Genomic DNA, 22489 nt, shown 5'->3' with positions numbered 1-22489 from the left:
CGAATCTGCCGTGCAAGGCGACTGTTTACCATGTAAACATGGTAAAGGTACGTCATGTGCCGCCCGCCACATTCATTTGGTTGCTGCATACACACGATGTACGGTTGCTTGCGGAAACCAAGTATCCATCCCCCGGGAACGCCCATGACAACCACTGCGCCAACGAGGCCGACGCTGCTCGACGCGATCACCAGGTTCAGTCGCGCGATGCGCGCGAGCGGCCGCAGGTTCGACCGCCTCGAGACATCGCTCAGCCGCACGGACTCCGCCCTGCTGCGCTACCTGCTCACCCACGGCGACTCCCGCGCGGGTGACATCGCCACCGAGTACGGCATCGACGCATCGGTCGTGAGCCGCCAGGTCGGTTGCCTGGTCGAGCGAGGGTACGTCGAGCGGCGTACCGATCCCGCCGACGCCCGCGCCGCGCTGCTCGCCATCACCGAGGCCGGGCGCGAGCTCCTGGCCGAGTTCGACCGGAAGTACTCGCACTACCTCGCCCAGCGGTTCGAAGACTGGAGCGAGGAGCGCATCGCGCACACGGCCGCCGTCCTCGACGAGGTCGCGGCCAAGCTGCTTCACGACCATCACGACGAGAAGGACTCATGACCTCAGCATCAACGGCGCCGAACCGGAGTGAGGCGCACGAACCGGAGATGACACATCGAGAGATCCTCGAGGTGCTCGCCGGCCTGCTCGCGGCGCTGTTCACCGCGATCGTCAGCTCGACGATCGTGTCGAACGCGCTGCCGACCATCATCGGTGATCTCGAGGGCAGCCAGACCCAGTACACCTGGGTTGTCACGATCTCCCTGCTCGCGATGACGGTCTCGACCCCGATCTGGGCAAAGCTCTCGGACCTGTTCAACAAGAAGCTGCTCGTCCAGCTCGCGATCATCGTCTTCGTCGTCGGCTCGATCTTTGCCGGCATGTCCCAGAACGTCCCCGAGCTGTTGACCTGTCGCGCCCTGCAGGGTCTCGGCATGGGCGGGTTGACGGCGCTCGCGCAGTCGATCATCGGGTCGGTGATCCCGCCACGCGACCGCGGCCGTTACAGCGGCTACATGGGCGCGACGATGGCCCTCGCCACGATCAGCGGCCCGCTCATCGGTGGGGTCATCGTCGACACGAATTGGCTCGGCTGGCGCTGGTGCTTCTACGTCTGCGTGCCGCTCGCGGTGGTGAGCCTGGTGATCCTGCAGCGCTACCTGCACATCGAGACGATCAAGCGCAAGGTCCGCATCGACTACGTCGGGGCGATCCTGATCTCGATCGCGGCGAGCCTGCCGCTCGTCTGGGTCTCGTTCGCGGGTCAGAGCTTCGACTGGATGTCCTGGGAGTCGGCGCTGTTCGTCGTCGGCGCCCTGGTCGCCGCGGCCTGCGCGATCTACGTCGAGAGCAAGCATCCGGAGCCGCTGGTGCCGCTGTGGGTCGTACGCGAGCGCACGACCGCACTGGCGATCGTCGCCAGCGTCGCGGTGGGCATCGCGATGTTCGGCAGCTCGGTGTTCCTCGGTCAGTTCTTCCAGGTCGCGCAGGGCTACTCGCCGACCGAGGCCGGTCTGCTGATGGTCCCGATGATGCTCGGTTCGTTCGTCGGTACGACCGGTGCGGGCGCGATCATCACCCGAACGGGCAAGTGGAAGCGCTTCCTGGTCGCGGGCAGCATCCTGCTGATCTGCGGACTCGGCATGCTCGGCACGATCGACCACGCGACGCCGATCTGGCACATGAGCATCTTCATGATCCTGATGGGCCTCGGAATGGGCATGATGATGCAGAACCTCGTGCTCGCCGTGCAGAACACCGTCGACGTGACCGAGGTCGGTGCGGCAAGTGGCACCGTCGCGTTCTTCCGCTCTCTCGGAGGCGCCGTCGGCGTCTCGGTACTCGGCGCCATCCTGGCCTCACGGGTCTCGGACAAGATCGCCGCTGGCCTGTCCGACCTGGGCGTCGATCCCGACCAGGCATCCGCGGGCGGGGGGTCGTCCAGCGTGCTCGACCTCAAGAGTCTTCCCGAGCCGGTCGTCGACGTGATTCGCATGTCGTACGCCGACGCGACGGGGCGGATCTTCCTGGTCGCGGCCGTGGTTGCGGTGATCAGCCTGATCGCGGTCGTCTCGATCCGCGAGGTGCCGCTGCGGCTGACCGTACGCAAGTACGACGACGACGAGGTCGATGCGAACGTCGGGTAGTCGTCGAGCGCTGTACACGAGAGCGGGGTTCCGGCAATCGCCGGAACCCCGCTCTCGTATGAACCGTTGTCGGTTACGAGCCCGCCGCGCCGAACTGCGAGGTGTCGTTGCGGCGCAGACCCGGCTGGAGCTGGAGCGCCTGGCGGCGTCGCCGGCAGTATTCGATGCCGATCAGGCCCAGGCCGAAGCCGGCCAGGCAGGTCCACAACCACCAGATCTGTCCGGCATCGCGTAGCGGGCCGACGAACGGCAGCAGGGCGACGAACGCGACCAGCCACAGCGCCGTGCCGATGGTGACCGTACGGACGCCGTCGACGTCGAGCGGTTCGACCTCCGCAACCGCGTACGTGCGCTGGCCGACCTCGATCTCAGTGACATCGGGCCGGCCGAGCTCGTGGCGCCGCGCGATCCGCTCCCGGCGCGCGCGCTCGCGGTTGCTCGGGGGCTCGCTGGGCTGCGCGGAATGACTCACAGCACTAGGCTACCGCTGCCCGACGGCAGCGGGTTCTACACGGCTCGCGGCCACCTCCCAGACCAGGAGCGACATGATCGCCAGCCTCGATCGCTACTTCCAGATCTCCCGTCGTGGGTCCACGGTCGGCCGCGAGGTACGCGGCGGCGTCGTCACGTTCTTCACGATGGCGTACATCATCGTCTTGAACCCGATCATCATCTCCGGCGTACCCGACGCGGACGGCGGGTTCATCGGCGGCGGTGATGCTGCCGAGGCGTTCGGTCTCGTCGCCGTCACCACTGCACTCGTCGCCGGCGTCATCACGATCCTGATGGGCGTCGTCGCGAATTTCCCGCTGGCGCTGGCCACCGGGCTGGGTCTCAACGCGTTCCTCGCGTACGCGGTGGCGCAGCAGATGACGTGGGCGGACGCGATGGGTCTCGTCGTGATCGAGGGGGTTGTGATCCTCGTCCTGGTGCTGACCGGCTTCCGGCGGGCGGTGTTCCTGGCGGTGCCGGTGCCGCTGAAGACCGCGATCTCCGTGGGCATCGGGTTGTTCATCACGCTGGTCGGCCTCGTCGACGCGGGAGTTGTACGCAGCACCGGCCTGGCCGCACCGCCGATCGGGCTCGGCCTGCCCGAGGAGAACAACACGCTCGCGGGATGGCCGGTGCTGGTCTTCTGCCTCGGGCTGCTGCTGATGATCACGCTGTACGCGCGCCGGGTGCCCGGCGCGATCCTGCTCGGGATCGTCGCAACGACGATCCTCGCGGTGGTCGTGGAGGCGATCGCCGACGTCGGGCCAAGCGTCGTCGACGGCGAGCTCGTCAACGCGCGGGGGTGGAACCTCAACGTGCCGGCGTGGCCCGACGACATCGCCGACCTCCCCGATCTCTCGCTCCTCGGGGAGTTCAACCTGCTCGGGTCGTTCGAGGAGGCCGGGTTCGTCACCGTCCTGCTGCTGGTCTTCACCCTGCTGCTCGCCGACTTCTTCGACACCATGGGCACGATGACGGCGATCGGCGCCGAGGCCGGTCTCAACGACGAGGACGGCACGCCGCCACACACGCAGCGCATCCTGGTCGTCGACTCGGTCGCGGCGATCGCCGGTGGAGCATCGAGCATCTCGAGCAACACGTCGTACATCGAGTCGGCGTCCGGCGTCGGGGAGGGCGCGCGTACGGGGCTCGCGAGTGTCGTGACCGGCGCGCTGTTCCTGCTCGCGGCGTTCTTCACGCCGCTGGTCAGCGCCATCCCCAACGAAGCGGCGACCCCTGCCCTGGTGCTCGTCGGGTTCCTGATGATGGCGCAGGTCAAGGGCATCCCATGGGACGACATCGAGATCGCCATCCCGGCGTTCCTGACCATCGCGCTGATGCCGTTCGCGTACTCGATCACTGCGGGCATCGGTGCCGGGTTCATCACGTACGTGCTGCTGAAGGTCGTACGTGGCAAGGCGAGTGTCGTGCACCCACTGATGTGGGTAGTCGCGGCGATGTTCGTGCTGTACTTCGCGATCGAGCCGGTGCGTCACTGGGTCAGCTGACTATGAGGTCCCGCCTCATGTGACGAGGAATACCCCGTTCGGAGATGTCGTTAGCATAGGTAATGACTTATGCTAACGATATGCCCGATCATGTCGCGAAGCTCGCTCGTACCGACATCGGGCTCGCGCAGGCCCTCGCGGTCGCGGTCGTACGGCTGAACCGGCGCCTCCGCAAGGAGCGACGGTCGGACCTGACGCCCAACCAGGCCGCCGTACTCGGCGCACTGCGTCGCCTCGGTGCGCTCACGCTGGGCGCGCTCGCCGAGGCGGAGCAGGTCAAGCCGCCGACGATGACGCGCATCGTCAACTGCCTTGCAGACATGGGTTATGTGACCCGCGCGCCACACCCGACCGACGGCCGCCAGGTCGTGATCTCCATCTCCGACGACGGCGAGCAATGGCTGGCCGCCGAGCGCAAGCGCCGTGACGTCTGGCTGGCCAAGCGGCTGCGCGAGCTCGAGCCGGGCGAACGCGAGACGTTGCGTGAAGCCGTTGTGATCCTGGAGAGGTTGTCCACCGTTTGAGTCCGACATTCCGCTCGCTGGCGATTCGCAACTACCGCATCTACGCGGCAGGCGCACTCATCTCCAACGTCGGCACGTGGATGCAGCGGGTCGCACAGGACTGGCTGGTCCTGCAGCTCACCGACAACAGCGGAACGGCGCTCGGCATCACGACCGGACTCCAGCTTCTGCCCGCGCTGCTGATCTCGCCGTACGCCGGCCTCGTCGCCGACCGCTTCCCGAAGCGCACCGTGCTGTCGGTGACCCAGATCGCGATGGCCCTTCCGGCTGCCCTGCTCGGCGTACTCGCGATCACCGGCGTCGCCGTGCCATGGCATGTGTACGTGCTCGCGTTCGCGTTCGGTATCGCGACCGCGTTCGACGCGCCGGCACGCCAGTCCTTCGTCGTCGAGATGGTCGGACCCGACGACCTGTCCAACGCCGTCGGTCTGAACTCCGCATCGTTCAACTCCGGTCGGATGATCGGCCCGGCCGTCGCCGGCGTGATGATCGCCGCGCTCGGTTCCGGGGCCGCAGCGACCGGGTGGGTGATCGTCATCAATGCGCTCAGCTACCTGGCGGTGCTGTACTCGCTGCGCATCCTCGACACCCGCGAACTGCGCCCATCGGAACCGGCCGACCGAGGCAAGGGCGCTGTACGCGACGGCATCCGATACGTCCGCTCGCGGCCCGACCTGATGCTGCTGCTCGCGACCGTGTTCTTCGTGGGCACGTTCGGGATGAACTTCCAGATGACCAGCGCGCTGATGGCCACCGAGGTGTTCCACAAGGGCGCGGGTGAGTACGGCTTGCTCGGCTCGATCATGGCGATCGGATCTCTCGGCGGCGCCTTGCTCGCGGCGCGTCGCCCGCGTCCGCGACAGCGGCTCGTGGTCGGTGCCGCGGTGGCGTTCGCGTTCGTTGAGATCGCGTCGGGCCTGATGCCGACGTACCTCACGTTCGCCGTCATCCTCCCGCTGCTCGGGCTGACGGCGCTGACGATGGTGACGTCGGCGAACGCCACGATCCAGCTGTCGGTCGACCCGCAGATGCGTGGACGCGTCTCCGCGCTGTACCTGATGATCTTCCTCGGGGGTACGCCGCTCGGGGCGCCGTTCATCGGCTGGATCGGCGAAGCGTTCGGCGCGCGCTGGACGCTCATCGCCGGCGGCCTGATCACGCTGGTCGGCACTCTTGTCGCGCTCGCGCTGTTCACCCGGCACACCGGTCTGGTCGTACGACCGAAGCTCGGGCGCCGGCCCACCTGGGTGGTCGCGTCCCGCGCCGAGATCATCCAGGCCCGCGTACGCGAGCGCGAACTCCGCGCTGCCGCCAACGACGCCGCCTCCAACTGAACGCTGACGAGAGGATCCTGGCCCTGTGAGGAGAGGATTTCGGTGCACCGAAATCCTCTCCTCACAGGGCCAGAACCCTCTCCTCACCGTGCGGGGCTTACGGTTTACCCGTGCATCCCCGATACCGCCGCATGTTGATTCCGGGGCTGCTCGTACTCCTGCTGATCGTCGTGCTGGTCGCGGCCCTGGTCAGCCGATGAGCCGTCGCGCTGCCGGCGTCGTCGCCGGCGTCGTCGCCGCCGCCATCGCGCTACCCGCATCCGCGCAGGCGAACCGCGACGGCGAGCACGTCACCACCATCACCGACGAGCGCATCGCCGAGTCGAGCGGTCTCGCCGTGAGCCCGACCGATCCGTCGTTGCTGTACACGATCAACGACTCGGACAACGCCGCCTCGGTGTACGCGATCGACCGCGCGAGCGGGGACGTGGTGGGCGTCACGACCCTCAGCGGCTACTCCCTCGCCGATACCGAGGCGCTCGGGCTCGGCTCCGACGGCACGATGTGGGTGGCCGACATCGGTGACAACGCGGCCGCACGCACGGACATCGCGCTCTACGCGTTCCCGGAGCCCGGCCGCGGCGACTCGACCGTGACACCGAGGCGCTACCCCCTGCGCTATCGCAATGGTCCGCAGGACGCCGAGACGCTGCTCGTCGGCCCGGAGTCCCAGCAGATCCTCGTCGTGTCCAAGGGCCTGGTGTCCGGCACCGCGTACCGCGCGCCTGCTCACCTTCGCGCCGATCGGCCCAACGTGCTGCGGCCCGTCCGCAAGGCGCAGGTGCCGGGAATCGTCACCGACGGATCGTTCACCCCGGACGGCGACCGGATCGTCCTGCGTACGTACGGGAATGCGGTCGCGTACGACTCGAAGACCTGGAAGGAGACGTGGTCGACCGAGCTGCCCGCCCAGCGCCAGGGCGAGTCGTTGGCGGTCGAGCCGGACGGCCGGTCGTTCCTCGTCGGCACCGAAGGACTGCCGTCTCAGATCCTTCGGATCGACCTACCCGAGCCGACCGACGCGACGCCGAAGTCCGAACGCCACAACGCATCCGACGATCAGAGCGACGAGCAGTCGCAACTCGACCTCGGGGTCAGGATTCTCGTCGGCCTCGGCGTCGTGCTCGTACTGCTGGTCGGGTGTCTCGTGATCGCGGCACGCCGCAGCAGAGCCCGCTGAGCCGCACGTTTGAGCCCCGAAGTCGCGGAGAACGCGGCTGAAACGCGCGGCCCAGCGGGGGTGTCGTCAGGCGGTCAGGCGCTCGACCACGTAGTCGACACAGTGCGTCAGCGCCTCGACATCCTCGGGCTCGATTGCCGGGTACATCGCGACCCGTAGCTGGTTGCGGTCGAGCCCGCGGTAGCCGTCGATGTCGACGATCCCGTTCGCGCGCAGCACGGCGCTGACCTGCTTCGCATCGACCCCGTCGAGGTCGATCGTGCCGACGACGAGCGACCTGTCGACCGGGTTGGGGACGTACGGGTTCGCGTACGCACTCGCATCGGCCCACTCGTACAACGTCGTCGACGACCTCGTCACACGCTCGACGGCCCAGTCGAGGCTGCCGTTGTCGAGCATCCAGTCGGTCTGCTCGGCCATCAGGAACAGCGATGCGAGCGACGGCGTGTTGTATGTCTGGTTCTTCGCCGAGTTGTCGATGGCGGTCACCACGTCGAGAAATGCGGGCACCCACCGGCCCGATGCCGCGATCTCGCGCGCGCGGTCGACCGCCGCCGGCGACATGGTCGCGATCCAGAGTCCGCCATCGGATGCGAACACCTTCTGTGGTGCGAAGAAGTACACGTCGGTGTCGGCGATGTCGACGGGGAGTGCACCTGCCGCGGAGGTCGCGTCGATCACCACGAGCGCATCGGCGTCCGCGCCGGCGACCCGATGCACCGGTGCCATCACGCCGGTCGACGTCTCGTTGTGTGCCCAGGCGTACAGATCGACACCCGGCTCGGGCTGTGGCGCCGGGTGGGTGGTCGACGCGCTCTCGCGCACGCTCGGCGCATCCAGGAACGGCGCCTTGGCGACGGCAGTCGCGAACTTCGACGTGAACTCACCGTGCACGAGATGCTGGCTGCGCGTGCGTACCAGGCAGCAGGTCGCGGCGTCGAAGAATGCCGTCGCACCGCCGACGCCGAGGACGACGGTGTGCTCGTCGGGTACGCCGAGCAGGGTTCGTACGCCCTCGCGTACGCGCGCGACGAGGTCGCGCACCGGCGCCTGTCGATGTGACGTGCCCAACAGCGCCGTGCCGGTCGCGGACAGTGCCTCGACTGCCTCGACACGGACCTTCGACGGACCCGATCCGAATCGTCCGTCGGACGGCAGGAGGCCAGTGGGCAGCGCGATGTCCGGTGATGTCATGACGCAATTGTCGCAACCGTTGGTCGGCGTGAGTACGGTGCGTGTCGACCGGGCTGGGAGCGGTCGCGGGCGGCGCTCGGAGCCGCCGGATGCTGGTGCCGAATTGCCCGTCGCCGTGGAGTTCCCGTAACCTAGGCGGCTGCAGACACGGCGTGAGGGTGCCTTAGGTGCGTGTGCGTCGTTGGTTCGCAAGTATGAGACGAGCTCGCCTGAGCTCGGGGAGTGGGAAAAATATGACAGCAATGCGCGTACAGCGACTGACCGTCGCCGCCGCGGTACTCGCGGGCGGGGCGTTCATCGCCGGTCCTGCGAACGCGACCGGCGCGACCGACGGCCAGGGTTCGAGCGACACCGTCAGCGCCAAGAGCTCGACGGCTACCGCCAAGTCCGCCTCCAAGGCGTCCGCACGCAAGAAGGTCAAGTGTGCGCTTGGCCTGCAGTTCAAGCCGCGCGTCGGCAAGGGTCACAAGTGGATCCGCAGCACGGCGAAGACCAAGTGCAACCGGAAGGTCCCGAAGATCTGGACGTCGGTGCGACTCGTCCAGACGAAGGCCTCGGACGCGTACAAGAAGACGTCCGAGAAGAGGGCAAACCACAACAAGTCGACCGTTCGTACGTTCTGCCCGCGGGAGTACCGCGAGTACAAGGTGATCGGCAAGACCACGGTCAAGCTGCCGAAGGGCTCGGCGAAGAAGTTCCTTCGCATCACCAAGTCGGGCACCCAGAAGGGCCGCTGCCAGGTGAGTTGATCGGAATGATCAAACGAGCGGCCATCGAACCACGCGGTTCGATGGCCGCTCTACGTCTGTCTGGGGTCGCGAGGACAAGCAAGATGCGTGAGCATGTCCACGCAGGTGCATCAAGCCGTGGTCATCGGTAGGGTCACTCATCCAGATGAATTGGCTCGTGGGACGACGTGGACCGGAGCTGCGGGAGGGGCAGTGAGTGAGTACGGAATCGTGTGAGCCTGACTGCGATTCGACTCGTCAGATCCCGTTCGAGGAGTTCGTCGCGGCGCGGGCGGGCGTGCTCCGTCGCACCGCGTACCTTCTCACGCGCGACAATCACCTCGCCGAGGATCTCGTTCAGACGGTGCTGGCGAAGGCTTGGCGGAAATGGAAGCGCATCAAGGGTAGCCCGGTGCCCTACGTCCACAAGATGCTGATCAACGAGCACCTGAGCTGGAGACGACGTCGCTGGAACGGGGAACGTCCCACCGAGTTCCTTCCCGAAGGCGCAGACAGGGATCCGACGGACGCCGTGGGACCGAAGTTCGATCTCTGGGAAGCGGTCGGCCGGCTACCGAAACGACAACGCGCCACGCTCGTGCTCCGCTACTACGAGGACCTGAGCGAAGCCCAGATCGCCGAGGTTATGGGTTGCTCGGTTGGTACGGTAAAGAGCCAGACCAGTAAGGCCCTGACACGGCTTCGTCGTGATCCGACGTTGGACGGGACCTATATCGTCGCCGACACGGGAGATGGGGGACGATCGCTTTGATCGAGGACGATCTGCGCGCCACGTTCCGCGAGCGGGCGCACGAGACCGATGTTCCGGTCCCGGATCGGATGACTCGGATCCGGGAGAAGGCGGCCGATCAGCGCCGTCACAGGGGCCTCGCAACCCTCGCGGCGGTGGTGCTCGTTGTCGTTGGACTTGTGACCGTGCCGCTCCTGTCTGACGACGACACCGGACCGGCACCGGCCGGGCGGTCCGAAGAGACCGAACGATTCCCGGTGACGATCGACGGTTATACGATGTACACATCGGTAACGGGCGATAAGGGCCAAGAGATTGTCACGCTCACGTTCACGCCGGACGACCTGGATTTCCTCGTGGCGTTGGATTGTGCGGAGCGTGCAGCGCATGGACGTGTGGCAGTCGTGAGGGTGAACGGTCGTCGAATCGAACCCAACTGTGCTCAAGCCAGTCCTGTCGTGGACGCGAAAGAGCTCGCCCCACTTCAGGTGGGTGGCGTGGGAACTGCAGAAGACGTGAGAGCCTACTGGCGTCGGCACGGTGCTACGGCGGGTGAGCCAGTCACGATCAAGTTGAGTCTCTTGCTTAGTGGGTTCCACGTCAATTCGACCGAGGGCGACGCGAGCAAGGAGTTCGACGGGCTGCTCGGAATCGGTGCCTACGACATGACCGGCGAGCCGCCGTCTGAGTAGCGCCGCGGCACGTACGTACGGCAACGATGGCGTACGTGCCCTCGCAAGGCACGTTGCGCCGTCGCCATCGACGGGAGCCAGCTGAAGTCGACACCGTGTTCGTCGCCTACTACACCCGCGCAGCAGACTGACTCAGTCCGATAGCGACCGGTCGTCGGGCGTGTCTGGACGCTCGTCTCGTACCTACGCCCAGGCGGTGTTCCAGCCCTCGACGCTGTCGGCCGGACGCGCGTCCGGGCCGACGTACGCGGCGGACGGGCGGATGAGCCGACCGGTGCGCTTCTGCTCGAGGATGTGCGCACTCCAGCCGGCCGTGCGTGCGCAGGTGAACATCGACGTGAACATGTGTGGCGGGATCTCCGCGAAGTCGAGGATGATCGCCGCCCAGAACTCGACGTTCGTCTCGAGGACGCGGTCGGGCCGACGCTCACGCAGCTCGGCGAGGGCCGCCTGCTCGAGTGCCTCGGCGACCTCGTACCTCGGCGCGGCGAGCTCGCGGGCCGTACGACGAAGCACGCGCGCACGAGGGTCTTCGGCACGGTAGACCCGGTGCCCGAACCCCATCAGGCGTTCGCCGTTGTCGAGCACCGCCTTCACGTACGCGCGTGCGTCGCCGGTGCGTTCGACCTCGTCCAGCATGTGCAGCACCCGTGACGGCGCGCCGCCGTGCAGCGGCCCTGACATCGCTCCGACCGCGGCGGACAGAGCGGCGGCGACATCGGCACCCGTCGAGGCGACGACGCGGGCCGTGAAGGTGGACGCGTTCATGCCGTGCTCGGCGGCGGACGCCCAGTACGCGTCGACGGCCTTCACATGAGCGGGGTTGAGCTCACCGCGCCAGCGCATCATGAACCGCTCGGTGATGGTGGACGCCTCGTCGACCTCGGCCTCGGGCACCATCGGCTCGCCGATCCCGCGGGCCGCCTGTGCGACGTACGAGAGCACCATCACCGCCGTGCGCGCGAGGTCGTCGCGGGCCTGGTCGGCGTCGATGTCGTACAGCTGGCGCAGGCCCCACGCGGGTGCGATCATCGCGATCGCGCTCTGTACGTCGACCCTGATGTCGCCCGAGTGCACGGGGATCGGGAACGGCTGTGCGGGCGGGAGCCCCGGCTCGTACCGCCCGTCGACGAGTAACCCCCACACCTTCTCGAACGGCACGTGGCCGGCGATGTCTTCGATGTCGACACCGCGGTAGCGCAGCGCGGAGCCTTCCCGGTCTGGTTCGGCGATCTCGGATTCGAACGCGATGACGCCCTCGAGTCCGGCGTGGACAACAGTCATGCGCACATTCTGCACGTGACCGCGTGCGTACGCCGGTATCCGCCCGAACCAGCCTGGCGCGACGCCCTATGTTGGAGGGGTGAGCAGCATCGACATGTCGCGAATCCGTAACGAGTACGCACGCTCCGGTCTCGCCGAGTCAGACGCGGGCGACGACCCGATCGCCCTGTTCGACGTTTGGATGGCGGAGGCGGTCGCGGCGGGTCTACACGAGCCAACGGCGATGGCGCTCGCGACGGCCTCTCCGGACGGCAAGCCGTCGGTGCGGATCGTCCTGCTGAAGGGCATCGACGGCGACGGCGTGCGCTTCTACACCAACTACGAGTCGCGCAAGGGTGAGGAGCTGGAGAGCAACCCGTACGCCGCCCTCACCATGCTGTGGCACCAGATCGAGCGCCAGGTACGCATCGAGGGCACCGTCGCGCGTACGTCACCCGGAGACTCGGACGCGTACTTCGCCTCCCGGCCGCACGGTTCGCAGCTCGGTGCGGTCGCGTCACCGCAGTCGCGTGCGATCGCCGATCGCGGCGTTCTCGACGAGCACTATGCGGACGCCGCCGCGGCCTACCCCGACGGCGTGAGCCGGCCGGCGTACTGGGGCGGCTACCTGGTGCGGCCCGAGTCGGTCGAGTTCTGGCAGGGGCGCGAGAGCCGGATGCACGACCGGATCAAGTTCACACGGGCGCCGTCCGGCTGGCACCGCGAGCGTCTCGCGCCGTAACGCGTACGCGGTGCGAGACTGACGCGTATGGACATGCTGACCCTGCTGCCGTCGTTCGCGATCGCCGTCGCACTCATCTCGGCGTCCCCCGGACCGGCGATGGTGCTGATCATCCGGCGCGCCTCGCTGCGGGGGTTCGGGAGTGCGGCTGCCACAATCCTCGGACTCGAGCTGGGGATCTACGTATGGGCGCTGCTGGCCGCCGCCGGGTTCGCGGCTCTGGTCGCGGCGTCGGAGGTCGCGTATCTCGCGTTGCGGGTGGTGGGTGCGGGTGTGCTGCTCTTCCTTGGCGTACGCGCGTTGGGTACCGCGTGGCGTGAACGCCGATTGGACGATGCGCGGGACCTCGTCGATGACTCACCGGACCGCTCGCGCGGCGTGCTCGGCGCCGTTGCCGAGGGTCTGATGGTGCAGCTGGCCAACCCGAAGGCCGCGGTGTTCATGGTCGCGTTCTACCCGCAGTTCATCCCGGCCGACCGACCGTTGTTCGCGACCACGGCGTGGCTGGGGCTGCTGCAGGTGGCGATCGAGCTGGTGCTCTATCTGTCGCTCGCCGCCGGGGTCGCGCGCGTGGGCGCCTGGTTCCGGCGCTCGACCGTACGCCGCCGGATGGAGGCGATCTCCGGCGTGGTGCTGATCGGGCTCGGCCTGCGGGTGGCGGTGTCGAGTCGCTGACGCTCGGCATCGGCCACCGCTACCCAGCAAGTTGTCGCCGCCCCCCAGCAAACTTGCTGGGTAGCGGCGCGGATTACCATGGGCCCATGGTAATCCGCGGGGCAAGGTTGGCCCGGGTCAGCTGGACGACTGGCTCGCCAGCTCCGCGCGTACCTCGTCCATGTCGACGTCGCGCACGGCGTCGATCAGCTGCTCGAGGGCCGGTGCCGGCAGCGCGCCCGGCTGCGCGTACAGGCAGATGCCGTCGCGGAACGCCATCAGGGTCGGGATCGAGCTGATCCCCAGCCCGCCGGACAGCATCGGCTCGGCCTCGGTGTCGACCTTGGTGAAGGTGATGTCGTCGTGCTTCTCCGACGCGGCCTCGAATACGGGGCCGAACTGGCGGCATGGCCCGCACCACTCCGCCCAGAAGTCGACGAGGACGATGCCGTCGGACTCGACCGTCGTCTCGAAGTCGTCGCCGGTCAGGTTGCGTGTCGTCACTGCATGATTCCTCTCGAAAAGGTGTCCACCAGGTGAACACGTGCCGCCGACGTTCTGTTCCTGCGGGCGCGCCGGATTCGCCGGGCGTTCGATGCGAAGTCGCCTCGCGTACCGCCGGGCGCAACATCGCTCGGACAGGATTCGTGGCATGTTGGGCCTGCAGTCCGTGCCGGTGGCCATGGCGGCCGCGTACGGGTTCGCGTTCGCGGAGTCCGGCCTCGGTCTCGGGATGGTGCTGCCGGGGGAGACCGCGGTCGTGGCGATCGCCGCCACCGTCGACGGCCCGGTCGCGACCCTGCTCGTCTTCGCGGCCGTCAGCTTCGGTGCCTGCTCGGGCGACCATGTGGGCTACTGGCTCGGGCGTACGCAGGGTGACCGGATCCGGCGGTCGCGCGCCGTCGCGCGGGTGGGCACGGAGCACTGGGACCGCGCCATGGACCTGCTCCGCCGCCACGGCGCGACCGCGGTGTTCCTCACCCGGATGCTGCCGCTGGTACGCACGCTGACGCCGGCCGCGGCGGGCAGCTCCGGGCTTGCGTACGCGCGGTTCCTGCCCGCCTCGCTGTCCGGGTCGATGCTGTGGGCGGCGGTGTACGTGGGTGGCGGCAACCTCGCCGTCACGACCGCCCGCGCGACGTACGACCGGATCGGTCCGGCGACCTGGTGGCTGGTCGCAACCGCCGCCATCGCGGCGACGGCCTGGGCCGTGTGGCGGCACCGGCCCACGCCGATCCGGTACCCGGTCCTGCTGCGTGCCGGTGCGCCACGGCCACATCACTCCGACCTGGCCGCAGCGCCCGATCTGTCGCTGACCGGGCAGCTGCAGCCCTAGCCAGCCCCGCTGGGCCGCACGTTCAGGTGCGACACGCCGGCGTGTTTCCGCACTTACGTGCGGCCCACGGGGCGTTGGTCCTACAGAGCGTCGCGGGCACGTCGCGCCGCAGCGACCAGGTTGGTCAGCGCCGCCTCGACCTCGGGGTACGTGCGGGTCTTCAGCCCGCAGTCGGGATTGACCCATAGCCCGTCGACGGGCACCGAGTCGAGCGCCGCGGTGAGCAGCGCCGATACTTCGGCGACCTCGGGTACGCGCGGCGAGTGGATGTCGTACACGCCCGGCCCGACCTTGCCGCCGAACCCGCGTGCGGTCAGGTCGCCGAGCACCTCCATCCGCGAGCGCGCCGCCTCGATGCTCGTGACGTCGGCGTCGAGCCCGTCGATGGCCTCGACGATGTCGCCGAACTCGGAGTAGCAGAGATGCGTGTGGATCTGCGTCGACGTCGCGACTCCGCTCGTCGCGAGCCGGAACGCGTCGACCGCCCACGAGAGGTACGCCTTCCGATCGCGGACGTGCAACGGGAGCAGCTCGCGCAACGCGGGCTCGTCGACCTGCACGATGCCGACGCCGGCATGCTCGAGGTCGGCAACCTCGTCGCGCAACGCGAGCGCGACCTGGTCGGCCGTCACCGAGCGCGGCTGGTCGTCACGCACGAACGACCACGCCAGCATGGTCACCGGGCCCGTGAGCATGCCCTTGACCGGCTTCGTCGTGCACGCGCTCGCGTACTGGGTCCAGCCGACGGTGATCGGGTCGCGGCGCACCACATCGCCGTACAGGATGGGCGGTCGTACGCATCGCGAGCCGTACGACTGCACCCAGCCAAACGTCGTGGCCGCATACCCGGCGAGCCGTTCCGCGAAGTACTGCACCATGTCGTTTCGCTCGGGCTCGCCGTGCACGAGCACGTCGAGACCGACGCGCTCCTGCAGGTCGATCACGCGCCGGATCTCCGCGTGCATCCGCTTGACGTACTCGTCGTCGCCGATCGTGCCCGCGCGCAGCTGCGCCCGCGCGGCGCGTACGCCTGCGGTCTGCGGGAAGGAGCCGATCGTCGTCGTCGGCAGCGCGGGAAGGTCGAACCGCTCCGCCTGCGCCGTGGCGCGCTCGGCCCGCGCCGGGCGCTGGCGCTGTTCGGTGTCGACGAGTGCGAGCCGTTGCCGGACCGCCTCGTCGCGTACGCCCGGAATGCTTGCGCGGCCGGCCGCTGCCCGGTCGGAAGTGTCGAGGGTCGCGCGTACGGCATCTGCCCCGTGCGTCAACGCACGTTGCAGGGCGACGACCTCGGCGATCTTCTGGTCGGCGAACGCAAGTGACTCGCGCAGGCCTTCGGGCAGCCCGGTCTCGCGCTCGACGTCGTACGGCACGTGCAGCAACGAGCAGGACGTGCCGACCGCGATCGCCCCGGCGGCGCCGAGGAACGGCACCAGCTCACCGAGTCGCCGACGCAGGTCGGTACGCCACACGTTGCGCCCGTCGACGGCGCCGAGCACGAGAGTCTTGTCGGCGATGCCGGGCACCCCGGCGACACCCGCGACGGTCGTGCCACGCACGATGTCGATCCCGATCGCGTCGATCGGAGTGGCCGCCAGTGCCGGCAGCGCCCCTGCCGGATCGGCGAAGTACGTCGAAACCAGTAGCTTCGGGCGACCCTCGATCGCGCCGAGCCGCTCGTACGCCCGCTGCAGCCGGCTCAGCTCCTCCGGGTCGAGGTCGAGGACGGCAGCGGGCTCGTCGAGCTGTACCCACTCGACACCCGCCTCGGCGAAGACGGAGAGCAGCTCCGCGTAGACGCCGACGAGGTCGTCGAGCCGGTCGAGCGGGTCGAAACCGGCCGGTGCGCCGTCGGCGGCCTTCGCGAGCCGCAGGAACGTCAACGGTCCGACCACGACCGGGCGAGCGTTGACGCCCCGAGCGGACGCCTCGGCGTACTCCTGCAACGGCTTGTCCGCCCGCAGGGCGAAGACGGTGTCCGGCGAGATCTCCGGCACCAGGTAGTGGTAGTTCGTGTCGAACCATTTCGTCATCTCGAGCGGCGGTACGTCCGCGACGCCACGCGCCATTGCGAAGTAGGTCGCGGCGTCGAACCCGGCCAGGAGGTCGCCGCTCGGCTCGACCGCGGCGAAGCGCTCGGGCGTCGCGCCGACCAGCACGCTCGTGTCGAGGATGTGGTCGTACCACGAGAACGTATTGACCGGGACGGAGTCGAGGCCGCCGGCGGTCATGGTGTCGAGTGCGTCGATGCGGGTCGCCTCGGCGACCGCGTGCAGGTGGGTCGCGTCCTCGTCGCCCGCCCAGTACGCCTCGAGCGCCCGCTTGAGCTCTCGATCGCGTCCGATGCGCGGATAGCCGAGGACGGTGGCGCCGATGGGGGATTCTGTCGTCATATCTGCTCAACCCTCGCGAGCTTGTCGGTAGCCGCCCGTGGCGAAAGGTGTGCAGCAGCACGCACGGCCGCCGCGATCTTCCGCCTCAGACCGCGTCCACTCATCCGCCGTCGGCTCGCGTGCCTCCACATCCCGACCGGCTGCGTTGCAGTCGCTCAAGGGAGGATCAGCTCCATTGTCGCTCCTACGCCTTGCCGGATCGGGCGCGGAGACCCGCTCCCTGTTCGACGCCGAATGAGCAGACACGGTCTGCCCACGAGCCACCGGGCGTTCGGTGCCCGGTGCGCTGGCAGGTCTTCGGACTCACGGGCGTGACGCATGCCTACTGGTCGCCGCTTCCCGGGCCTTTCGACCCAGTGCCGATGGCGACGTTCGTTCCCGTTCACCGCTGCGGGGCAGTCCCGGACTCACACCGGGTTCCCTCTTAGCGACCGATCCGCGGGCGGATCGGCCGAACCAGCTGCGTCTCCAGGTTAGGCCGCGTCCCTCGACCTGGACACCCATCTTGCGATCCGGACGCTTTCGAGATGCGGAAACGCGTACGGAGCGTGATGATGAAGTCACGCAACGAAATCGGGGACTCGGCGTTGCGGGCGCGGACCACGGGGCCGTACCCGGGACGCCGAGTTTCGTCTGTTCCGAGGTACCGGTCTGCGGACATGGGACGGCCCGCAGGGTTGGAATGGTCGCGCGGACTCACGCAACCCCCTGCGGGCCGGGTGACTGTCGGGGATTCGCCGCCACGTGTACACCACGTCAGCAGTAGTCCCGACGCGTCAGCGGCTAGCGGACAGCCACCTCACGTGTCCAAGAGTCAAACATTAACTGGACCACCTCCTTCCCGTGTAAGCACGACGCTACGCCCCGGCGTTCAGCCGGACAAGCACATTTCCGGTGGTCGCGGTACGCCGACCGCGAACGGGCCGGGTGGGCGGGACCGTACGATGTCGGCCGTGGGGGTTGTCGCGCGGCTCGGTCGGGTCGCCACCGACATTCGGCCGCTGCGCCGGTCACCAGACTTCCGCAGACTCTGGTTCGGGCTCACCGTCGCGCAGCTCGGCCAGCAGATGACCGGCGTGACGATCGCGTACCAGGTGTACGTGCTCACGCACTCCTCGTACTCGGTCGGCCTGGTCGGCCTGTACGGGCTCGTGCCGCTCATCGCGTTCGGGCTGTACGGCGGGGCGCTCGTCGATGCGTACGACCGCAGGCGCGTCGCGCTGGTCGCGTCGGCGGGTCTGTGGATCTGCTCCGGCGTCCTTGTCATGCAGGCGGTGCTGGACTGGGAGTCGGTTGGGCTGCTCTACGCGTTGGTCGCGTTGCAGTCGGCGTGCTTCGCGGTCAACAGCCCGGCACGCTCCGCGATCATCCCGCGGCTGCTGCCGGCCGAGCTGCTGCCCGCGGCGAACGCGCTGTCGATGGCGTCGTTCAACCTCGGCTTCACCATCGGTCCGCTCACCGCGGGAGTTCTGATCGCCTGGCACGGCGTGGAGGTGACGTACGCGGTGGACGCCGTGACGTTCACCGCCGCGATGTACGCGCTGCTTCGACTGCCCGCGGTGCCACCCTTGAACGGCCCGGCCAAGGCGCCCGGACTGCGCTCGGTGGTCGACGGTCTGCGGTTCCTGCGTACGGCGCCGAACCTGCGCATGACGTTCGTACTCGACCTCTGCGCGATGGTGCTCGCCCAACCGCGGGCGCTGTTCCCCGCGCTCGCCCTGACCGTGTACGGCGGCAACGCGTCGACGCTCGGCCTGCTGCAGGCGTCACCCGCGATCGGTTCGCTGCTGGCGTTCCTGGTGTCGGGTTGGATCGGACGGGTACACCGACACGGCGTTGCCGTGGTCGTCGCGATCGTCGCGTACGCGATGGCCGTGGCGCTGGCCGGCTTCGCCGCGATCGGGCTGCCGGGACTCGTGGTGCTCGGGGTCGTGTGCTTCGCGCTGTCCGGATCTGCCGACATGATCAGCTCGTCGTACCGCTCGACGATACTGCAGTCGGCGACGCCGGATGCGTTGCGCGGGCGCTTGCAGGGTGTGTTCACCGTCGTCGTCGCCGGCGGACCGAGGTTGGGCGACTTCGTGATCGGGGCGAGCGCCGGCCTCTTCGGTGAGCCCGCGGCGATGGCGATCGGCGGCTGCGCGTGCATCGCCGCGGTGCTGATCGTGGTCGCGACGAGGCGGAGGTTCCTGGCGTACGACTCCCGCCATCCGACCCCGTGAGCGGTGCATCTCGGGCATGCCGTTGGGCCTGCGGTGGGCGGGCTGTCGGGCACGGCGCGGGGTGTCAGGTCCGCGTCGGTGGACCGTGTCCGTCGGGGCGGATGGTGAGCCTGTTCTGGTGCACCAGGTGATGGCACCGGGAGCAAATCCCGATCAGATTTTCGAGGTCGGTGTTGCCGTGATCGCGTCCCCACCAGGCGACGTGGTGGATCTCGAGGTGGGTGAGACCGCAGCCGGGGTTCGCACAGACACCGTCTTGGCGGGCGATCACGGCATGCCGCTGGGCCCGGGTGGCGAGTCGGTTGGTACGGCCGACATTGACCACGTCGGCCTGCGGGACAGGACCGGATGTCTGCCCGTGGGTCAACAGACCGGTCAGGTCGGCGCCGCAGGTCAGATACCCGAGCAGCTGGCTGCCGATGGTGCCGAATCCTGCGAGGGTGGCGGGTTCGGCGCCGGGAGGCGGTTTCGCCTTATTTTTAAGGAGAAGCAGGCAGCCAGAGAATCTGCCTTTGGCCGCCTATACCGGGCCAAGTGCAGATTCCTTCGTCGGCGCACGATCGGAGGCGCCAGCGCACGCAAAGCCGATAGGCGGAACCGAAGGAAGCGGAAAGCCGACGAGCGACGGCGGCCACCGTGCGCCTCCGTCGTCGCCGCGTACGAACAGAACCCCGGCGCACGGAAAGCCGATAGGCGGCAACCGAAGGAGGAGGAAAGCCGATAGGCGGAACCGAACGTACGGAGCGCCACACCCGACCCGCGCTCAGCGCGAGTGGAACCACGCGGCCGCGTCGGGCGGCAGGCGCCCGCCGAGTCCGCCGCGCCCGCCGAGTCCACCGAGTGCACCGAGTGCACCGACGTCACCGGTCGAAACGAGGAGCGGCTCGGCGAGGTCGGAGACGCCGAGGTCGGAGACATCGACGGGCTCGGCGCCGCAGTTGACGATGCAGGTCAGAGGGCCGCGGCGGTACGCGAGCACGTTCGCGCCGCGGTCGACCGGCTCGATCCGGTCGGGCAGCGTCGGCAGCAGCCGCCGCCGTTCGCGCAGTGCCGTACGTACGAGGTTCAACGTCGACGCCGGATCGGTGCGTTGCGCCTCGACGCTCAGCGTCGCGAAGTCGTCGGGCTGCGGAAGCCACGGTTGTCCGAGTCCCGGGCCGAACCCGAACGGCGCGGCCGTACCCGACCACGGCAGGGGCACTCGGCAGCCGTCGCGTCCGTCACCGCCGCCGCGCAGCCAGGTCGGATCCCGACGCGCCTCCGGCGCCACCACGACCTGCGGGAGACCGAGCTCCTCGCCCGCGTACAGGTACGCAGAACCGGGCAGGCCGAGCATTGCCAGCAGGGCCGCGCGCGCCCGCGCGAGCCCGACCGACCCGCCGCCGTAGCGCGTCACGGTGCGCGTGACGTCGTGGTTCGAGAGCACCCAGGTCGGCGGAGCACCGACCAGGTCGACGGCGTCGTACGTCGCCTCGATCACGCCGCGGAACTGTGCGGCCGACCAGTCGGCTTCGAGCCAGTGGAAGTTGAAGCACTGCTGCAGCTCGTCGGGGCGGATGTAGCGGGCCATCGCCTCGGGCGACGAGGTCCACGCCTCTGCGATCGCCATCCGGTCGCCGGGATACTCGGCGAGAACGCGATGCCAGCGCCGATACACGTCGTGGACTCCGGGCTGGTCCCAGTACGGACGGTCCCACCGACTCGGGTCGGACTCGATCGCGTCGTCGTCGACGACCGTCGGGGTGTCGGGAAGCCCGGCCGCCTTGAACAGGCCGTGTCCGACGTCGATGCGAAAGCCGTCTGCTCCGCGGTCGAGCCAGAACCGCAGCACCGACTCGAACTCGTCGCCGACGACCGGGTTCTCCCAGTTGAAGTCGGGCTGCGAGGAGTCGAAGAGGTGCAGGTACCACGAGCCGTCGTCGACCCGAGACCATGCCGGCCCGCCGAACATCGAGCGCCAGTTGTTCGGCGGCTCCGCGCCGTCCTCGCCGCGTCCGCGGTGAAATACGTACCGGTCGCGTTCGGGTGCGTCCGGTGCCGCGAGCGCCGCGCGGAACCACGGATGCTCCGTCGACGAGTGGTTCGGGACGATATCGACGATGGTGCGGATGCCGTGCCGGTGCGCCTGCGCGACCATCGCGTCGAAGGCGGCCAGATCGCCGAACAGCGGATCGACGGTGCGGTAGTCGGCGACGTCGTACCCGTGGTCGGCCTGCGGAGACGTGTAGAACGGCGTGAGCCACACGGCGTCCACGCCGAGATCGGCGAGGTACGGGATGCGGGAGGTGATACCGGCCAGGTCCCCGACACCGTCGCCGTCGGCATCGGCGAAGCTGCGTACGTAGATCTGGTAGCAGACCGCGTGCCGCCACCACGGCGCGGGTCGTGTCCGGCTCGACCGCGCCGTCAAGCGAACTCCGCGATGTCGATGGTGATCCAGATCTGCTCGGCGCGGCCGAGGAGCTCGCCGTCGGCCGCGTACAGCGCCGTCGCGGCGTGGTTCTTGCGTCGTTCGACGCCACGCAGCGCCCCGAGTACGACGCACTCCTCGCCGATGCGCGGACGTCGGTACAGCGCGGCGGTCATCCGCGCGAGCACCATCGGCTTCTCCTTGATGTGCGCCGCCCACCCGCCGGGGCAGTCGAGCGCGGCCCACGTGTATGCCGGTGCGAGCAGCCCCTCGGCATCGCCGAAGGCCTCGTGCGGAACCCACGGGCACGCCATCCGGCCGTCGGGCAATGGACCGCTGAACACCCGGAGTCCGTCTCCGGGTTCGCGGTCGGTGCCGCAGGTGAAGCAGCGCGGGAACGGGTGCTCGTCGTAGCCCTCGTACGCGTCTCGCGCCGCGGCGGCCAGATCGCGGTCGACGGCCGCGACCAACGGGTCGTCGGCGTCGAGCGTGCCCGGCCGGCCCGACGCCACGACGGTCTCGCCGTCGACCAGGTCGAGCTCGTCGCCGCGTACCTGCCAGCCGAGGTCGTGGTCGAGCGGGGGAGGCGTACGCAGGTCGACGGTCGCCGCAGCACCGGTCGAGCCGGGGATCCTGCTCCCGACGAGCCCGGCGACGTACCCGCCGTTGCCGGAGCGGTTGGGACCGTTGAACCGGCCCTCGATGCGGGTCGTTGCCGGGAGGATCTCGGTCACCGAACCAGCGTAGACACCGGGCAGGGTGCGGCCGACCCCAGGGCAGCGCCGTTGACAGCCGAACGGGTCGCCCTACGCTGGATGCGAACCGATCGCCGCGATCCGCTCCGGGGGCCAGATGTCGTCAGCGTCGACAAGCGTCG

At 68.7% G+C, this 22489-nt stretch carries 21 protein-coding genes and 1 riboswitch; of the genes, 13 read left to right on the top strand and 8 right to left on the bottom strand.

Translation table 11 applies throughout. The features are described 5' to 3' along the window. Positions 1-144: 144 nt before the first annotated feature. On the top strand, positions 145-606 hold the full coding sequence (locus L0C25_RS06465) for a MarR family winged helix-turn-helix transcriptional regulator (RefSeq protein ID WP_271635623.1): 462 nt from the start codon (positions 145-147) through the stop codon (positions 604-606). A gap of 47 nt (positions 607-653) precedes the next feature. Continuing rightward, entirely contained in the window at positions 654-2192 is a 1539-nt protein-coding gene (locus tag L0C25_RS06460; RefSeq protein ID WP_271635622.1) for an MFS transporter, read from the top strand. A gap of 73 nt (positions 2193-2265) precedes the next feature. Here the strand turns inward: L0C25_RS06460 and L0C25_RS06455 are convergent, their stop codons facing one another. Further along, on the bottom strand, positions 2266-2664 hold the full coding sequence (locus tag L0C25_RS06455) for a DUF2530 domain-containing protein (RefSeq protein WP_271635621.1): 399 nt from the start codon (positions 2662-2664) through the stop codon (positions 2266-2268). A 73-nt stretch (positions 2665-2737) separates the two neighbouring features. Here L0C25_RS06455 and L0C25_RS06450 point away from each other — a divergent pair, with 73 nt between their 5' ends. The 4 genes from L0C25_RS06450 to L0C25_RS06435 all read left to right on the top strand — a co-directional run bounded on the left by L0C25_RS06450 (position 2738) and on the right by L0C25_RS06435 (position 7230). Continuing rightward, on the top strand, positions 2738-4192 hold the full coding sequence (locus L0C25_RS06450; RefSeq protein WP_271635620.1) for an NCS2 family permease: 1455 nt from the start codon (positions 2738-2740) through the stop codon (positions 4190-4192). An 80-nt stretch (positions 4193-4272) separates the two neighbouring features. Beyond that, positions 4273-4716 carry a MarR family winged helix-turn-helix transcriptional regulator gene (locus tag L0C25_RS06445; RefSeq protein ID WP_271635619.1) on the top strand — a complete coding sequence of 148 codons (444 nt, stop codon included), beginning with the start codon at positions 4273-4275 and terminating at the stop codon, positions 4714-4716. Then, positions 4713-6050, top strand: a complete 1338-nt coding sequence (locus tag L0C25_RS06440; RefSeq protein ID WP_271635618.1) for an MFS transporter — start codon at positions 4713-4715, stop codon at positions 6048-6050. Before L0C25_RS06445 ends, L0C25_RS06440 begins: the two co-directional genes overlap by 4 nt. A 196-nt stretch (positions 6051-6246) precedes the next feature. After that, complete coding sequence (locus L0C25_RS06435; RefSeq protein WP_271635617.1) at positions 6247-7230, top strand: hypothetical protein; 984 nt, start codon at positions 6247-6249, stop codon at positions 7228-7230. A gap of 66 nt (positions 7231-7296) precedes the next feature. Here L0C25_RS06435 and serC read toward each other — a convergent pair whose 3' ends face one another. Then, positions 7297-8424 (bottom strand): phosphoserine transaminase, encoded by a 1128-nt coding sequence (serC, locus tag L0C25_RS06430; protein ID WP_271635616.1) that lies wholly within the window; start codon positions 8422-8424, stop codon positions 7297-7299. A 233-nt stretch (positions 8425-8657) separates the two neighbouring features. On the opposite strand from serC, the gene L0C25_RS06425 reads away from it, so the two are divergent. The 3 genes from L0C25_RS06425 to L0C25_RS06415 all read left to right on the top strand — a co-directional run bounded on the left by L0C25_RS06425 (position 8658) and on the right by L0C25_RS06415 (position 10595). Further along, a complete protein-coding gene (locus L0C25_RS06425; RefSeq protein ID WP_271635615.1) occupies positions 8658-9173 on the top strand; it encodes a hypothetical protein in 516 nt (171 codons plus the stop codon). A gap of 196 nt (positions 9174-9369) precedes the next feature. Then, positions 9370-9924 carry a SigE family RNA polymerase sigma factor gene (locus tag L0C25_RS06420; protein WP_271635614.1) on the top strand — a complete coding sequence of 185 codons (555 nt, stop codon included), beginning with the start codon at positions 9370-9372 and terminating at the stop codon, positions 9922-9924. Next, positions 9921-10595 (top strand): hypothetical protein, encoded by a 675-nt coding sequence (locus L0C25_RS06415; RefSeq protein ID WP_271635613.1) that lies wholly within the window; start codon positions 9921-9923, stop codon positions 10593-10595. Before L0C25_RS06420 ends, L0C25_RS06415 begins: the two co-directional genes overlap by 4 nt. A gap of 183 nt (positions 10596-10778) precedes the next feature. Here L0C25_RS06415 and L0C25_RS06410 read toward each other — a convergent pair whose 3' ends face one another. After that, entirely contained in the window at positions 10779-11879 is a 1101-nt protein-coding gene (locus L0C25_RS06410) for a citrate synthase 2 (protein ID WP_271635612.1), read from the bottom strand. Between the two features lie 79 nt (positions 11880-11958). Between L0C25_RS06410 and pdxH the strand changes: the two genes are divergently transcribed. Together pdxH and L0C25_RS06400 are read left to right on the top strand one after the other, a co-directional pair. Continuing rightward, complete coding sequence (gene pdxH / locus L0C25_RS06405) at positions 11959-12600, top strand: pyridoxamine 5'-phosphate oxidase (protein ID WP_271635611.1); 642 nt, start codon at positions 11959-11961, stop codon at positions 12598-12600. Between the two features lie 27 nt (positions 12601-12627). Further along, complete coding sequence (locus L0C25_RS06400) at positions 12628-13275, top strand: LysE family translocator (RefSeq protein WP_271635609.1); 648 nt, start codon at positions 12628-12630, stop codon at positions 13273-13275. 117 nt (positions 13276-13392) lie between these two features. On the opposite strand, the gene L0C25_RS06395 is transcribed toward L0C25_RS06400, so the two are convergent. Further along, entirely contained in the window at positions 13393-13758 is a 366-nt protein-coding gene (locus L0C25_RS06395) for a thioredoxin family protein (protein ID WP_271635607.1), read from the bottom strand. A gap of 148 nt (positions 13759-13906) precedes the next feature. On the opposite strand from L0C25_RS06395, the gene L0C25_RS06390 reads away from it, so the two are divergent. Further along, the gene (locus L0C25_RS06390; RefSeq protein WP_271635605.1) at positions 13907-14590 is read left to right on the top strand and encodes a DedA family protein; all 684 of its coding nucleotides are present in this window, start codon (positions 13907-13909) and stop codon (positions 14588-14590) included. Between the two features lie 80 nt (positions 14591-14670). On the opposite strand, the gene metE is transcribed toward L0C25_RS06390, so the two are convergent. Then, entirely contained in the window at positions 14671-16980 is a 2310-nt protein-coding gene (gene metE, locus L0C25_RS06385; RefSeq protein WP_271635604.1) for a 5-methyltetrahydropteroyltriglutamate--homocysteine S-methyltransferase, read from the bottom strand. Between the two features lie 271 nt (positions 16981-17251). Beyond that, a riboswitch (cobalamin riboswitch) is annotated at positions 17252-17456 on the bottom strand. A 477-nt stretch (positions 17457-17933) separates the two neighbouring features. Here metE and L0C25_RS06380 point away from each other — a divergent pair. Then, on the top strand, positions 17934-19202 hold the full coding sequence (locus L0C25_RS06380; RefSeq protein ID WP_271635602.1) for an MFS transporter: 1269 nt from the start codon (positions 17934-17936) through the stop codon (positions 19200-19202). A gap of 64 nt (positions 19203-19266) precedes the next feature. Here the strand turns inward: L0C25_RS06380 and L0C25_RS06375 are convergent, their stop codons facing one another. From L0C25_RS06375 to L0C25_RS06365, 3 genes are all read right to left on the bottom strand, one after another. Continuing rightward, positions 19267-19473 (bottom strand): HNH endonuclease signature motif containing protein, encoded by a 207-nt coding sequence (locus L0C25_RS06375; protein ID WP_271636799.1) that lies wholly within the window; start codon positions 19471-19473, stop codon positions 19267-19269. Between the two features lie 492 nt (positions 19474-19965). Beyond that, positions 19966-21612 (bottom strand): glycoside hydrolase family 13 protein, encoded by a 1647-nt coding sequence (locus L0C25_RS06370; protein WP_271635600.1) that lies wholly within the window; start codon positions 21610-21612, stop codon positions 19966-19968. Continuing rightward, positions 21609-22346 (bottom strand): hypothetical protein, encoded by a 738-nt coding sequence (locus tag L0C25_RS06365; RefSeq protein ID WP_271635599.1) that lies wholly within the window; start codon positions 22344-22346, stop codon positions 21609-21611. Before L0C25_RS06365 ends, L0C25_RS06370 begins: the two co-directional genes overlap by 4 nt. Between the last annotated feature and the right edge of the window lie 143 nt (positions 22347-22489).

Origin of the sequence: Solicola gregarius (assembly GCF_025790165.1) — a bacterium.
Taxonomy (GTDB): Bacteria; Actinomycetota; Actinomycetes; order Propionibacteriales; family Nocardioidaceae; genus Solicola; species Solicola gregarius.
This window is presented reverse-complemented; position numbering and strand designations above follow the sequence as displayed.